The sequence below is a fragment of the Leptolyngbya sp. PL-A3 genome, from assembly GCF_039962325.1.
Taxonomy (GTDB): domain Bacteria; phylum Cyanobacteriota; class Cyanobacteriia; order Elainellales; family Elainellaceae; genus Vacuolonema.
The window spans coordinates 235,045-250,395 of record NZ_JAMPLB010000004.1 but is presented as its reverse complement, the minus strand read 5'-3'; the positions used below and the strand labels follow the sequence as shown (position 1 = coordinate 250,395).

Annotated in this window: 7 protein-coding genes; all 7 read left to right on the top strand. The window is 55.5% G+C overall.

Annotated features, from left to right (window positions below):
- Nucleotides 1-409 precede the first annotated feature (409 nt).
- The 7 genes from NDI52_RS05710 (at nucleotide 410) to leuB (ending at nucleotide 15,307) form a co-directional block, all read left to right on the top strand.
- A complete protein-coding gene (locus NDI52_RS05710; protein ID WP_190772982.1) occupies nucleotides 410-1,624 on the top strand; it encodes an HlyD family efflux transporter periplasmic adaptor subunit in 1,215 nt (404 codons plus the stop codon).
- A gap of 2 nt (nucleotides 1,625-1,626) precedes the next feature.
- Nucleotides 1,627-2,769: an ABC transporter permease DevC gene (gene devC, locus NDI52_RS05705; protein ID WP_190772981.1), complete on the top strand. Its 1,143-nt coding sequence runs from the start codon at nucleotides 1,627-1,629 to the stop codon at nucleotides 2,767-2,769.
- A 2-nt stretch (nucleotides 2,770-2,771) separates the two neighbouring features.
- Complete coding sequence (devC, locus tag NDI52_RS05700) at nucleotides 2,772-3,932, top strand: ABC transporter permease DevC (RefSeq protein WP_190772980.1); 1,161 nt, start codon at nucleotides 2,772-2,774, stop codon at nucleotides 3,930-3,932.
- A gap of 10 nt (nucleotides 3,933-3,942) precedes the next feature.
- On the top strand, nucleotides 3,943-4,722 hold the full coding sequence (locus tag NDI52_RS05695) for a DevA family ABC transporter ATP-binding protein (protein ID WP_190772979.1): 780 nt from the start codon (nucleotides 3,943-3,945) through the stop codon (nucleotides 4,720-4,722).
- 6 nt (nucleotides 4,723-4,728) lie between these two features.
- Complete coding sequence (locus NDI52_RS05690) at nucleotides 4,729-5,205, top strand: YbjN domain-containing protein (protein ID WP_190772978.1); 477 nt, start codon at nucleotides 4,729-4,731, stop codon at nucleotides 5,203-5,205.
- Between the two features lie 284 nt (nucleotides 5,206-5,489).
- Entirely contained in the window at nucleotides 5,490-13,772 is an 8,283-nt protein-coding gene (locus tag NDI52_RS05685; RefSeq protein ID WP_199307844.1) for a type I polyketide synthase, read from the top strand.
- 491 nt (nucleotides 13,773-14,263) lie between these two features.
- Nucleotides 14,264-15,307: a 3-isopropylmalate dehydrogenase gene (leuB, locus tag NDI52_RS05680; RefSeq protein WP_190772977.1), complete on the top strand. Its 1,044-nt coding sequence runs from the start codon at nucleotides 14,264-14,266 to the stop codon at nucleotides 15,305-15,307.
- Nucleotides 15,308-15,351: the final 44 nt, after the last annotated feature.

Sequence of the window (15,351 nt, the reverse complement as noted above, 5' to 3'; positions counted from 1 at the left end):
GAGAAATAAACCCTCAATGACGTAGGGCTATAGAGCAATGTGCAAGTACGTTGATTAAGTACGGTGGTGTTGAGCACTTCGTGCCTGACGCCGTACTTAATCAACGTGCACCGCGTTATAGAACGTTTCGCCCAACCATTGGAGAAACCGTTGAAACGTTTGATTTTTCCTGCACGACACCTGTGAAAAATCAAATTTGTAAACAGAGTAAATTTTATTCGCCTTATGGTAGAGCCCGTATACCAAAAAAATGTACTTTGGGGTCGCCAGACCGGGGGATTTTGCTTATAAAAAACTTTGCCAGAATAAGACTGTCCTGTCAGAAAATCTTTCGCCTAGCCCCCCCGTCGAAAGGTTGTAGATCGAACAGCTACAAGCACTCATTCGCTTACCAAGGTCTGTCATTCCTATGAAAATTGCTGAGCAATCTGAAGTCCAGCCTTCAGGTTCTCCAGTTCTCCTATCTACACAAAAACTACTCAAACGTGGGTGGGTCGGAATCCTTGGAGGGCTGGCGGCGATCGCCCTATTGGGGACTGGAGCTATGCGCCTCATTTCCGTTGTCTCTGCTCCGGCTGAGCCTGATTCTGCCGTCGAGGCAGCCCCCCAACGGGTAGAAGTTGTTGCTCTGGGCCGCATCGAACCTCAAGGCGAAGTCCTACGGGTTGGTGGCCCTACCGGAGAACGCATCGCCGAGTTGCGGGTTAAACGGGGTAGCCAGGTTAAAGCGGGCGATGTACTGGCTGTGCTGGAAAGCTACGACGAGCAAAAAGCCCAACGCGATCTTGCTGCCAGTCAATATGCCGAAGCTGTGCGCCGCCTGGAAGCCCAGACCCGTCTGGGTCAGGCTCAGATTCAAGAGGCTGAGACCCGCGTTAGCCAGGCGGCTGATCCTGTTGAATTTGAAATTGCCGCCCAACAAGCCAGGGTACGAGAGCTGGAAGCATCTCTGGATCTGGCCGAGCAAGATTTACAACGCAACCAGAGCCTATACCAGGAAGGAGCTATCTCCCGGCAGGAGTTAGATCAACAGGTCACTCAGGCACAAGAACTGCGAGAACAGCTTCGCAATGCTCAGGCAACACTGGTACAGGTGGAGCGATCGCGTAGCGCCGACATCCGCAACGCCCGTGCCCAACTGCAATCCCAACAGGCCAACCTGACCCTTTCCCAGATTCAGGCAGAGGTTGAGTCTAGCCAGCAAAACTTGAAGCTAGCTGAAGCCCGACTGGAGCGCACCCTGATTCGGGCTCCCCGCGAGGGACGGGTGCTGCGAATCATGACCGATGGTGGAGAGGCGATCGCCCAGGACGGCGGAGTGCTGGAACTGGGGGACACTCGCCAGATGTACGTGGTAGCCGAAGTTTATGAAACGGACATTGGCCTTGTAAAAGCTGGCCAGAGAGCGGTCATCACCAGCCGCAACGGTGCGTTTGAGGGCACCCTGACGGGAACTGTTGAGGAGTTGGGTTGGCAGATTTATAAGAATGACGTGCTAGATGACGACCCCGCCGCTAATGCCGATGCTCGGGTGATCGAAGCCCGTATTCGCCTGGACAATGGGAAGCTGGTCGAAGGGCTGACTAATTTGCAAGTGGATGTCCGCATCGACGTGGAGCCGTAACCATGCGTACCCCGCTGGCTTTGATGAACCTGGTGCACGAGCGGACGCGATTGGTGGTGGCGATCGCCGGGGTTGCTTTCGCGGTCATCCTCGTCTTCATGAATCTGGGTTTTTTGGGCGCGCTCTCCAAAACGGCCTCCCTATTCTACGGGCGCTTTAACGGAGAACTCTTCATCATTTCGCCCCAGGCGTTAGAAATTACGACCACCAAACCGGTTCCTATTGAGCGGATTTATCAAGTAGCAGGGGTGCGCGGCGTCGAGCAGGTAATGCCGATGTATTTGGGATACATGCAGTGGCGCAATCCCGAAACTCGCCAGAATCGAGCCATCTTTGTGTTTGGTGTGAATCCAGATGACCCGGTATTTCTGTTGCCGGAATTGCAAGATGCTCAAACTCAAGCCGCATTGCGACGTCCCGAAACGGTGCTTATTGATCGCCTTTCCCGCCCCGAGTATGGCCCTCAAACGACAGGAACCGTAACGGAAGCCGATCGCCGCACGGTAACCATCGGTGGGCAGTACACCATGGGAGGCGGGTTTGCAGCGGATGCCACGTTGATCATGAGTGATCAAAACTTTCGTCGTTACTTTGATCCCTTTCCCTTAAGCCAGATCAGTTTGGGGTTGGTGAAGCTGAAGCCGGGAACCGAGGCAGAACAGGTGAAGACCGAGATGCAGCGCATTCTGCCAGAGGATGTGGTGGTCTTGACGAAGGAGGAGATTATCGCGCGCGATCGCGACTATTGGATTAACGCGACGTCTACTGGATTTATCTTTGGTATGGGTGTTGCCGTTTCCTGCATTGTGGGTGTGGTGATTGTCTATCAAATTCTCTACACCGATATTTCCAGTCATCTCAAGCAGTACGCTACCTTAAAGGCAATGGGATATCGCAGTGGTTTTCTTTTCTCCACCGTGATTCAAGAGTCCGTTATCTTAGCCGTATTGGGTTATATTCCTGGCTTCATCGTTTCTCTGTTGCTTTATCAACTCACGTTGTGGGCGACCAGTAATGCCTTACCTGTTGAAATGGAGTTGCTGCGGGCGATCGTCGTATTTTTCTTGACGATCATTATGTGTACTTTGTCGGGGCTATTCTCCGTTAACAAAGTTATTCAGACCGATCCTGCGGAGGTGTTTTAACCATGCGAACGCCTTTAGCCTGGTCAAATCTCACCTATGAGCGCCGCAAATTAATAACGGCGTTAGCCGGGGTATCCTTCGCCGTACTCCTGATGTTTATGTTCCGTGGGTTTGAGAATGCTCTGTATGATAGCCAGGTGCAACTTCTCAAGATGCTCAACGGTGAGATTGTGGTTGTTAATCGCTTGAAGTACAGCATGTTTGTGCCGGAGCAATTTGCTCGGCGGCGGTTGTACCAGGCACAAGCGTTTGATGGGGTGGAAGCGGCCTACGGTCTGTACATGACCACGGCAAACTGGAAAAACCCTGAGACCAAAGCCGTGCGACCTCTACGGGTATTGGCCTTCAACCCGGCAGAACCAGTGCTACCCTTGCCGGGGATTTTGGCAAACCGGGCCGCCTTGCAGTTGCCCTGGACGGCTGTAATTGATGACAAATCCCGCTCAGAAGTTGGACCCACCCTGGCTGGGGTTGAGACAGAACTGGCGGAACAGCAGATTACCATCGTCGGCACCTATAGCCTGGGAACGGATTTTGCATCCGGCAACGGTAATCTGGTGATGAGCGACCAAAACTTTCTGCGGTACTTTGCCAACCTTGGCCCTGAAGAGGATAGCCGCACCCTCAGTACGGTTGATATTGGCTTGCTCCGATTATCTCCAGGGGCTAATGTTGCTCAGCTCGCTAAAACCTTGCAAGATCGACTACCAGATGATGTGCTGGTCCTGACCAAAGATGAGTTTGTCAATTTTGAATTGACTTTCTGGCGTGAGAACACCAGCATCGGCTTTGTATTCACCCTCCTAACCACCATGGGCTTCGTGGTCGGGATTATTCTCGTTTACCAAATTCTCTACACCGACGTATCTGATCACTGGGCCGAATATGCCACCTTGAAGGCCATGGGTTACAGCAACCGCTATTTGCTCTGGGTGGTGGTACAGCAGGCTCTCATTCTGGGGGTTATGGGGTTTGTGCCGGGGTACTTTATCGCATTGGTGCTGTATCACATGACCGCAAACGCCACGGGGTTGTTAATGGTGATGACCCTGACGCGGGGCATTAACGTGTTACTGGCGACGGTCGTGATGTGTCTGATTTCGGGGGCGATCGCCGTCCGCAAGGTACAGGCCGCTGACCCCGCCGAAGTCTTTGGAACGTGAAGGAGACCTCATGATAGAACCATCCTCAATAGCGCCTGGAGGATTGACCCTGGAGGCTCCTGCGGTTCGTATCCAGAATCTAAATTACTTCTTTGGGCAGGGCGATCTGCGGAAGCAGGTGTTGTTTGATATTAATCTGGTGCTGCCCAGGGGGCAGATCGTCATCATGACGGGGCCATCCGGTTCCGGAAAGACGACGCTGTTGACGTTGATCGGCGCACTTCGTACCGTGCAGAACGGGAGCCTGGAGGTGCTGGGACAGGAGATTGTTGGGTTGAGTAAGTCTCAACTGGTGGAGGTGCGGCGCAACATCGGCTTTATCTTCCAGGCCCACAATTTGTTTGACTCCCTTACGGCCTCCCAAAATGTCGAGATGGCGATCGAACTCACCCATGACTGGAAGGAGAAGCGCCAGCGGGCTGTTGATGTGTTGAGTCAGGTGGGGCTGGGCGATCGCGTCGACTACAAGCCCAAAGCTCTATCGGGGGGACAGAAGCAGCGGGTGGCGATCGCCCGTGCCCTGGTCAACCAGCCCCCTCTCATCCTGGCCGACGAACCCACGGCGGCTCTGGACAAGAAATCGGGGCGCGACGTGGTTACTCTGATGCAGAAACTGGCGAAGGAAGAGGATCGCACCATTCTCATGGTGACCCATGACAACCGCATTCTAGATGTGGCCGATCGCATCATTACCTTAGTGGATGGGCGTCTGGAATCAGACGACAATCTGGATCAATTTGTCGTTAGCCATGACCCCAAAGCCCTGGATCGCCGAATGTTTATTATCTGATGACCTATGGCTCTGTCGTTTGCCAGCAAAACTCAGGAATTGTCCTACACCAAAGTCGTGGACTATCTGCAAACCTCTACCCTGTTCGAGAATGCGGTGCAGTTTTCCACCACTCAACCTCGGATTAACCTGACCTACGGCTCAGCCCGTGTTGCTGTTGAGGTGCTGACGTGGGACGTGCATCCCTGGGAAGAACGGGAATTGGCGATCGTGCGGGCTTCGAGCTGCGTGACGGTCAACAGCCATCTTGGCCCGGAATTGATGGATTTTCTATTGACAGAAAATCAACGCATGCGGTTTGGGGCCTTTCATCTGGGGCCGCAGGGTGAGGTGCTGTTTGCCCACAGTGTTCTGGGGGGCGAGGGAATGGATTTGTTGGAATTGCAAACCTGCATCCTGTCCGTGGTCACCATTGCAGATACCTATGACGACCTGATTGTTGAGCAGTTTGGGGGGCAACGGGCTTTGGATTTGGGGATGTAGCGATCGCCACTAGAATTGCAGAAGCAATAGCCCTAATTGTTTTGTGCATGTAAAGTACCCACAGAATAATCAGGGCTTCCCGTGTCCGAATTGAATTCTGTCCATAAACTCCATTGACTGCCCATGATAATGCGGTAATGTGGATGTCGCAGAGTACCAGTCGGATACGGACTTCGCTGGAGCCAAAAGCTTTTCGCGTCAGCCCTCCACGACTTCGTCTCCGCGATGGTATGCCTGCTGTGTGCACTCTTCCCTGATTTACGGACTGTCCCGCTCGACCTGCTATGTCTTCGGAGCCGATCGCCATTGTTGGAATGGGTTGCCGCTTCCCTGGAGCCTACGGCCCGGAAGCTTTCTGGCAACTGCTGCGGGATGGTGTCGATGCCATCACCGACGTCCCGTCTTCTCGCTGGGATGTGGCCCAGTTCTACGACCCTGACCCTCGGCAACCGGGCAAGACGAACTTGCGCCATGGGGGTTTTCTCGACGGCGTTGACCAGTTCGATGCATCTTTCTTTGGCATTGCCCCCCGAGAAGCTATCACCATGGATCCTCAGCAGCGGTTACTGCTGGAAACTTCCTGGGAAGCCCTTGAAGATGCTGGATTTGTGCCTGAGCAGTTGCGTGGCTCCCAAACTGGCGTTTTCATTGGCATCGGCACCCACGACTATTCCATCCGCATGTGGCAACACCTGGTGGATGACCCCTACGCCACCACGGGCACGGGCAATTGCATCGCCGCTAACCGGATTTCCTACAGCTTCGACTTCAAAGGCCCCAGCTTGGCGGTAGACACGGCCTGTTCATCCTCTCTGGTCGCGGTGCATTTAGCCTGCCAGAGTTTGCAAACGGGCGAGTCCGATCTGGCTCTGGCCGGTGGAGTGAATGTGTTGCTGCTGCCGACCGTAACAGTCGGTTTTAGCAAAGGCGGCTTCATGTCTGGAGCAGGCCGCTGTCAGAGCTTTGATGCCAATGCCGACGGCTATGTGCGGAGTGAAGGGGCTGGAGTGGTGGTGCTGAAGCGGTTGTCGGAGGCGATCGCCGATCAAGACCCCATCTACGCCGTCATCCGGGGCACTGCCGTCAACCAGGACGGTTTCAGCAACGGCATCGCTGCGCCAAACCCGCGTGCCCAAGAGGCGGTTTTGCGGACGGCTTACCGTCAGGCAGGCGTCTCTCCGGGGCAAGTTCAATATGTTGAAGCCCACGGCACCGGAACCAAGCTGGGCGACCCTGTCGAGATGGAAGCCCTGGGCACCGTGCTGTCTGAGGGGCGTGAATCTGACCAAATCTGCACCGTTGGGTCAGTTAAGACTAACATTGGCCACAGCGAGACCGCTGCTGGGGTCGCAGGGCTGATCAAAGTTGCCCTCATGCTGAAACATCGTCAACTGGCTCCTAGCTTGCATTTTCGGGAACCGAATCCGGCGATCGCCTTCGACCAAATTCCTCTCCGGGTTCAAACTTCGCTTACGGATTGGGTTCCGCCCGATGGAATGCCGCGTCTGGCTGGGGTGAACTCCTTCGGCTTTGGTGGCACCAATGCCCATGTGGTTGTCGAAGAGTGGTCGGAAGCAGCTCTCTTGCGCACAGAGGTATCTGAGCCGGAGCCAGCCTGGCATATCTTGACTCTCTCAGCAAAAAATGAGGCAGCTCTGCAAGCCCTGGCGGGGCGTTACGCGGAGTTTCTGACCCAAAATCCCACGGTACCTTTAGTGGATCTTTGCCGGATGGCAAATGGGGGGCGATCGCACTTTTCCCATCGCATTGCCATCCCGGCCGTATCCGTTGAATCCATGCGGCTGGTGTTGGAGGCGATCGCCAGCGGGACAGCAGTCGAGGTGCCCAAAGGTGTTGTGGGCAAGGGCAAGGGAACTTCAGAACTAGCTCCTAATATTGCGTTTTTGTTCACTGGGCAGGGTTCCCAATATGCTGGAATGGGGCGCGAGTTGTACCAGCAGTACCCGGTATTTCGGGAGGCCATTGATCGGTGTGCGGAACTTCTGCAACCTCATTTGGATTGCTCTCTGTTGAGCCTCCTGGATCTACCTCTTGCGCAACCGGATTTGCGTTCTACCGAACTGCTAAATCAGACAGCTTATACGCAGCCTGCCTTATTTGCCGTCGAGTATGCCCTGGCGCAGCTCTGGCAATCCTGGGGAATTCAGCCTGCGGTGATGATGGGGCACAGTGTGGGAGAGTACGTCGCGGCCTGCTTGGCCGGGGTATTTTCTCTGGAAGATGCCCTGACGCTGATTGCAGCGCGCGGGCGGCTGATGCAAGCGCTGCCCCCCAATGGCGGTATGTTAGCAGCGATGGCAGACGCGGCCACAGTAGAACCGTTGTTGAGGGATGGAGTGGCGATCGCCGCTCTCAATTCCCCGCAGAACACCGTCCTCTCAGGCTCCCTGGATGCCCTCATCACCCTTAAGCAAGCTTTAGAGGCGCGAGGTATCAAGGCCACTCCTCTGCAAGTTTCCCATGCCTTCCACTCGCCCTTGATGGAGCCGATGCTGGAGGAGTTCCGGGCGATCGCCTCCCAAATCACCTATCGGCCACCCCAACGCCCCATCATCTCCAATGTCACCGGCGATTTTGTCGAGGAAGAGATCGCCACTTCCGACTACTGGTGTGCTCACATTTGCCAGCCTGTGCAATTTGCGCGTAGCGTGGAAACATTGCATGAGGCCGGGTATCGGCTCCTGCTGGAGTGTGGTCCCAAGCCTGTGCTACTGAGCATGGCGCGATCGGTGCTGTCTGATACTCAAAATCTTCACCTTCAAAATGGGGAGTCTAACTCCACGATCTACCTGCCGAGCTTGCGCCCACCGCAGCCAGAGCCACAGCCCTTACTGCATAGCCTTGCCAGTCTCTACACAGCAGGCTTCCCAGTAGATTGGGAAATAATTGATGGAAAGCTTCCTCGGCAGCATCTGCGCTTACCCACTTACCCGTTCCAGCGAAAATCCTTCTGGTGGAACCCACCCCAAACGCCTGCCCTTGCCCCTGCCTCTGCCGCTCTGCCCGTACCCGATCGCCCTCACCCTCTATTAGGGCAACGGGTTAGCGGAACCGGAGTCATGGGATATGAGGGGGCGATCGCCGCTTATTCCCCTGCTTATTTAATCGATCATCAAGTTGGTGAACAGGTAGTTTTCCCGGCAGCCGCTTTTGTGGAAATGGCTCTGGCCGCTGCTACCCGGCAATTGAAGACCCCTACGGTTTCCATTCAAGATCTGCAAATTGAGCAACCTCTGCGCCTGTCAGAAGCTCCTGTAATGCTGCAAACGGTGTTGCATCCTGAGCCTGCCGGAACCTATAGGCTGGCCATTTATAGTCAGCATGCTGCTTCTGACTTTACCCGGCATGGAACGGCTTGTATTGGTTTGGCAGAGCCAGGAGTATATCTCTCTCTAGCAGAGCTAAAGGCCGCTTTTTTCGGTGAATCGGCTCCCATGGAGGCAGCACAATCGAATGCTGTTTCCGCCTACTACGACCAACTGCGTCAGCAAGGGTTGCACTACGGCCCGGCCTTTCAGGGTATTCGTCTGCTGGCACAACTGCCGGGACAAGCTCTGGCCCGGTTGCAGCTTCCTGCTGAGGTCAGTGCTGAGGCGTATGTGCTACATCCGGCTCTCCTGGATGCAGCTTTCCAAACCCTGGGAGCAGCGCTGGGGGCATCACACCCCGGCACTTATCTACCCGCCGGGCTGGCACGTTTGCAGGTATACCGTCCAGCGGGCACATCCCTCTGGTGCTTCACCCAGGTGCATCTGCCTCAAGGTACCAATGGTAAAGCTTCGGCAGAGCTACGAGCCGACCTGTGGTTGATGGATGAAGTGGGTACTGTAGTGGCGCAAATTCAGAGAATGTCTCTGCGCTACCTGCATCCCAGCTCCCTCCAGCGGCTATTTCAGGGGCCACCCTCGGTTGCATCAGCGATCGCCCCCGCTTCAACGAACTCCGCATCCAATCAAGAGAACTTAGAACCCCAGATTTTTCAAACATCTACAGAACTGGGTACACAAACGTTGCCAACGGCATCATCCGCCGATCAAGCAACAGCTATCATGCCAGCCACCGATTGGCTCTATGAGATCACCTGGGAACCCAGTGAAATTCCAGCCACGATCGCGGCTGAATCAAGTACCTGGCTGGTGTTCCTGCCCTCGACGGCCATAGGAACGCGGTTGCTGGAGCAACTGCAAGAGCGTGGTGACTCGGTGCTGCGGGTGTATCCCGGGGAGGGGTTTTCTCAGGAGGGCGATCGCTTCACGGCAAACCCCCTCAACCCTGAGGATTTCCAGGCTGTGGTGCGGGCTGTCGGGCTCTCGACTCTACGCGGTATCCTGCATCTGTGGAGCCTGGAACCCACAGAGAAGGCTGATCCAATGGCTGCTCAACGGTTGAGTTGTGCCAGTACACTGCACCTGATGCAGACACTGCTCAAGACGAAAACCGCTGCGCCATCGCCCCTATGGCTGGTGACCCAAAATACCCAGGCCGTTCAACCCACCGATGCCGTTGTTCCGACCCATGGTTCCCTCTGGGGATTGGGGCGCGTGTTGCGGTTGGAACAGAGCGGCTGGCCCTGTCTCAATCTGGATCTGGATGGCACGGAAGCCTCTCTCGATGGCTGGCTGGCAGAGCTGGATGCGCCTGTACAGGAAACTCAACTGGCCTACCGGCGGGGCGATCGCTACGTTGCCCGGCTGACCCGTCTGTCTGACCCTGTCTCCCGTTCAGCGGATTTGCCTGCGGAGCCTTTCCGGTTACAACTGACGGATTATGGTATTCTCGACAACCTGATCCTGGTTCCCATGGAGCGGCATGCTCCGGCTCCCGGTGAGGTGGAGATTCAGGTGGCGGCTTCAGGGGTAAACTTTCGGGACGTGCTGAATGCCCTGGGAATGATGCGCCCCTACCTGGAACAGATGGGCCATGCCAGTGCAGACCAGGTGCCCTTTGGAGGCGAATGTTCTGGTCGGGTGACTGCTGTTGGAGCTGGAGTGACAGGGTTGCAGGTGGGCGATCGCGTCATCGCCGCTCAAGCAATGGGTAGCTTGAGCCAGTACATCACAATGGATGCCCGCTTCGTAGTGCCCATGCCAACGGGCCTGAACTTCGTCGAAGCGGCAACGGTGCCAACTACGTTTCTGACAGCGTACTACGGGTTATGTCGGTTAGCCCAGGTGAAGGCGGGCGATCGTGTCCTCATTCACGCGGCTGCCGGAGGAGTGGGTCTGGCCGCTGTGCAAATAGCCCAACAGCTCGGTGCGACTGTCTTTGCCACCGCCAGCCCTGGTAAGTGGGACTACCTCCGCTCTACAGGGGTGGAGTACGTGATGAACTCTCGCACTCTAGGCTTTGCCGATGAGGTGATGCGCCTGACGGATGGAGCCGGAGTGGATGTCATCCTAAACAGCTTGAATGGGGATTTTATTTCCAGGAATCTGGAGATTCTAGTTCCTAATGGGCGTTTTATCGAAATTGGAAAACTTGGCATTTGGAGTGCAGAACAGGTACAGGAGCAGCGCCCTGATGTGGCGTATTATCCCTTTGACTTACTGGAGGTTTCCAACGCGCAACCTGAATTAATCACTGAGATGTTGCAAGTGCTCATGGCCGAGTTTCAGGCCGAGCGATTGCAGCCCCTCCCCCACACAATTTTTCCCATTCAGGAATCGGCCAATGCGTTTCGCTTTATGGGGCAGGCCAAGCATATCGGTAAAGTGGTAATTACGCTGCCGCGACCCCAGGTTCCAGTCTCTATCCAGCGTCATGCAACCTATCTAATTACGGGTGGCCTGGGGGATCTAGGCTTGCAGGTGGCTCAGAAACTCGCAGAGGCAGGGGCACGGCATCTATTGCTGATTGGGCGAAAGCCGCCATCCGTGGAAGCGCAGGACGTGCTGCAAAAGCTAGATGCTGCCGGAGTTCAGGTGTCTGTACTGACGGTAGACGTTAGCGATCGCCCTGCCCTCGCGGCTGTTCTGGAACCCTGGCTTGCGCCCCAATCTGCAACCAATGCTCCACCTTTACGAGGCATCATTCATGCCGCTGGCGTGTTGCAAGATAGCCTGGTGCCGCGTCAACGTTGGGACAGTTTTGAGCGGGTGATGGCTCCAAAAATCTTGGGTGGCTGGTATCTACATGAATTGACATCAGCTTTGCCGCTTGATTTCTTTGTAAGCTTCTCGTCCATTGCCTCTCTCTGTGGCTCACCCGGGCAGGCCAACTATGCGGCTGCCAATGGCTTTTTAGACGCGTTGATGCACCATCGTCGCCAGGCCGATCTGCCGGGTCTCAGTCTCAACTGGGGACCCTGGGCGGCTGGCATGGCCGCACGTCTGCCCGATGCTGAACAGCGCTTTGCGGCTGCTGGTTTGCGCCTGGTACCCCCGGCTCTGGGTTTGGAGGTTATGCGATCGCTCCTCTCTGCACCGTATCCCCAAATTGGCGTCATTGGCTTTGATTGGCCCACCTTCTTGCGTCCGCAACCCGCTACCACCCTTCCCTTCTTTACCCACCAACGTGCCGAGGCTGATGAACGGATTCTCCCTGCGGCTGAAGCCCAAGGTTCTACTGCGCTAGAACCCATCCCGGCTGAATCCGATCCATCTCTCAATGCGACCGAAGCAACGACCCCGCCATCCCCCTCTTTGCCTTCTATGAGCCCAACCACCGAATTTCTGCAACACCTTCAGACCCTGGCTGAAGGCGATCGCATCTTCCATTTGCGCCATCACATTCAAGAGCAACTGGCTCGTGTCATGGGCTTTGCCTCCGCTGATGCCATCGATCCGCAGGAAAACTTTGGCGATCTCGGGATGGATTCCCTCATGGCTGTGGAGCTGACCAATCGCCTGCAATCCAGTCTGGGGTGTGCGGTCGCCCAATCTATGCTATTCGACTACCCCACTGTCGAAGCCCTGACTGTCTGTCTGCTTTCCCTGCTGGCCGAATCTCTATCAGCTCAGCCGCGACAGGCCGCTGGTCAAGCCCCCATGCCTGCCTCCCTGACCCCAGCACCCGCTTCTACTCCCCCAGTAACCCCGATTTCCCAGCCTCCTATCACCAGTGGTTCTTCAACGACTATCCCCCAGCCATTGACCACTAATGGTTTCCAGAATGGGGCTATTCCTCAACCCCTGGCAAACAACGGTTCTCAGACCCTATCTATCCCTCAACCGCTCACAGGCAACGGCTCTCAACCCGCCGCTATTCCTCAGCCGTTCAACCATCTCAACTCTCACTCCCCCTCTCAAAACGGCCAACGCATTGCTCAAATCACGGCTGGCCCATCCACCCATTCACCCATCTACCCATCCGCTCCCTCAGCGCCCCTGCCCGATCTCTCCCAAATCCCACCTGCCTATTACCAGCTCTCTCAACTGCCCGAGTACCTTGCCCTGCGGCAGGATCTTGATCGCGTTGAGCCGATGGGTAATCCCTTCTTTGATGTCCACGATGGCATCATGCGTGATACCAGCCGGATTAATGGCCGGGTGGTAGTGAACTACTCCAGCTATAACTATGTGGGCATGTCGGGGGATCTGGAGGTGTCTCAGGCGGCGATGCGGGCGATCGCCCAGTATGGCACTTCGGTCTCTGCCAGTCGCGTTGTCTCAGGTGAGCGCCCTCTGCACCGGGAACTGGAGCGGGAGATCGCTGATTTCCTGGGGACTGAGGATTGCATTGTGTTTATCGGGGGGCATCCGACGAATGTCACCACCATTGGGCATTTGATGGGCGATCGCGACCTCATCCTCTGCGATTCTTTGAGCCATAACAGCCTGCGGGAGGGTTGCAAGCTTTCGGGCTCTACGTTAATGGATTTTCCCCACAATGATTGCCAGGCGTTGGAAACTATCCTGCAACAGCATCGCCTCCAGTACGAGAAGGTGCTGATTGTGGTGGAAGGGGTGTATAGCACGGATGGTGATATTGCACCTTTGCCGGAAATTGTAGCCCTGAAGCACCGTTACAAAACCTTGTTACTGGTGGATGAAGCTCACTCGATTGGTGTTCTGGGGGATACTGGGCGGGGTGTTGGTGAGCACTTTGGAGTGGCCCGTACAGATGTGGATCTGTGGATGGGCACCATGAGCAAAGCTCTGGCCAGTTGCGGTGGTTACATTGCGGGCTGTAAGGAGATTGTGGAATATCTGAAATACACGGCACCCGGTTTTGTGTTTAGTGTGGGGATGGCCCCTCCTAGCGCAGCGGCGGCGCTGGCGGCGTTGCGGAGGCTGAAGGCGGAGCCGGAGCGGGTGGCGACCTTGCGGGCGCGATCGCAACTGTTCTTGCAGTTAGCCCGCCAGAAGGGACTGAATACGGGGATGAGTCGAGACACGCCGGTTATTCCCATCATTGTTGGGGAGCCGCATCGGGCGGTAATGCTGGCTCATGTGTTGTTAGAGCGGGGGATTAATGCGCGTCCGATGGTGTATCCGTCGGTGCCGTTTAATGGGGCGCGGTTGCGGTTCTTTTTGACGAGTTTGCACACGGAGGCGCAGATTCGGTCGACGATTAATGTTTTGGCGGAGGAGTTGGCGCGGCTTTAGGGGCTAAACGGTTCTTTTCGGGTTTGAGTGTCTGAGTAAAGGTTTGACTTGGGGGCGCGTCGCCCCCCAAACCCCCTGACTGGGGGACGGCTGCCCGTCCCCCAGACCCCCTCGGCAAAGGGGTTTTGTTATGCATGAGTCGGGTTGGGTCGCTTCGCATCTGTGGGGTTTTAAATTAGGTCTGGGTGGGGTTTGTCGGTGGGTGTTGTGGGCGGTTGTGTTTCAAGCCTGTGAATGGGTATGTGGAGAAGGGAACATAAACGGCTCCTTCCTATGTGCTGGGGTTGTGACGGAGATAGTTGGGTGGGGAATTTAGCCATGAATGTTGCACTATTCTCCATGGGTTCTGTTCCAATGCTTCTCCTTGATGCAGGTAATTTTTTAACAAGTAAAGTTAAATGCTTATGATAAAAAGTGGCGCGGCGCTTTGCACCGCGCCGCTTTTTATCATAAGCATTTAACCCGGCATGATATTAGGGGTGTTTTAGGGCATGGCGAAAACCTATCGTGTTGCGGCGTTACCGGGTGAGGGGATTGGGCCGGAGGTTGTTGAGGCGACGCTGGAGATTTTGCACGGTTTGGCAGGAATGCATGGGTTTGCGATCGCCCCCCAGTTTGCCCTCATTGGCCCTCCGGCTTTTGCTGCAACGGGCCATTATCTTCCCGATGAAACCCTGGCAATTTGCGAACAGTCGGATGGCATTTTGTTTGGGGCTGTTTCTAAAGGTGGCTTGTTGGAGCTGCGGAAACATTTTGATTTGTTCATCAACCTGCGCCCTGTTCGCCCGTCCCGTCACTTGTATCACACATCTCCTCTTCGCCCAGAGTTGTTGGAGGGCGTAGACTTACTGTTTGTCAGGGAGCTAGCCAGTGGCATCTATTTTGGAGCATCGGGCCGTTCTACAGATGCTCAGGGTGATTATGGTTTCCATACCATGCAATACCACGACTGGGAAGTGCGCCGCATTGCTCGGGTTGCTCTGGAGCTGGCCCAGAAACGGCGCGGAAAACTGACGGTGGCCCATAAGGAAAATGCGCTGCCTCATTTACCCTGGACGGCTCTGACTCAGGAAGTGGCCCAGGATTTTCCAGACGTAATCGTGGAACCGATGTTGGTGGACAACCTGGCGATGCAGTTGGTGATGCGTCCCCAGGAATTTGATGTGGTACTGGCGGGAAATTTGTTTGGGGATATTTTAAGTGATTTGGGTGGGGCGATCGCCGGTTCCATTGGTATGCTCGGCTCGGCGAGTCTCAATGCGAAAGGCTTTGGTCTCTATGAACCGATTCATGGCACCGCCCCCGACATTGCTGGAAAGGGCATCGCGAACCCCATGGGTACTCTGGCTAGCGCTGCCCTGATGCTGGAACAATGGGGCGAGATAGTTGCCGCTCAACATCTGCAATCTGCTCAAGAGCAACTCCTAGCGGAGGGTTACCGTACGGCCGACCTGGCTTCCCAAGGAGGCGATCGCTATCCCTCCACGCGTGAGTTCATTGATCGTCTGGTGCAGAAAATTGAAGCTGTCAGGTAATAGCTTGTTTGGCTGGATAGATGGGTTCGAGCGAGACGGATTTG

What these genes read in the sequence shown, in the direction of transcription:
- NDI52_RS05710 (WP_190772982.1), top strand. Translation starts at nt 410, where the DNA reads ATGAAAATTGCTGAGCAATCTGAAGTCCAGCCTTCAGGTTCTCCAGTT.
- devC (WP_190772981.1), top strand. Translation starts at nt 1,627, where the DNA reads ATGCGTACCCCGCTGGCTTTGATGAACCTGGTGCACGAGCGGACGCGA.
- devC (WP_190772980.1), top strand. Translation starts at nt 2,772, where the DNA reads ATGCGAACGCCTTTAGCCTGGTCAAATCTCACCTATGAGCGCCGCAAA.
- NDI52_RS05695 (WP_190772979.1), top strand. Translation starts at nt 3,943, where the DNA reads ATGATAGAACCATCCTCAATAGCGCCTGGAGGATTGACCCTGGAGGCT.
- NDI52_RS05690 (WP_190772978.1), top strand. Translation starts at nt 4,729, where the DNA reads ATGGCTCTGTCGTTTGCCAGCAAAACTCAGGAATTGTCCTACACCAAA.
- NDI52_RS05685 (WP_199307844.1), top strand. Translation starts at nt 5,490, where the DNA reads ATGTCTTCGGAGCCGATCGCCATTGTTGGAATGGGTTGCCGCTTCCCT.
- leuB (WP_190772977.1), top strand. Translation starts at nt 14,264, where the DNA reads ATGGCGAAAACCTATCGTGTTGCGGCGTTACCGGGTGAGGGGATTGGG.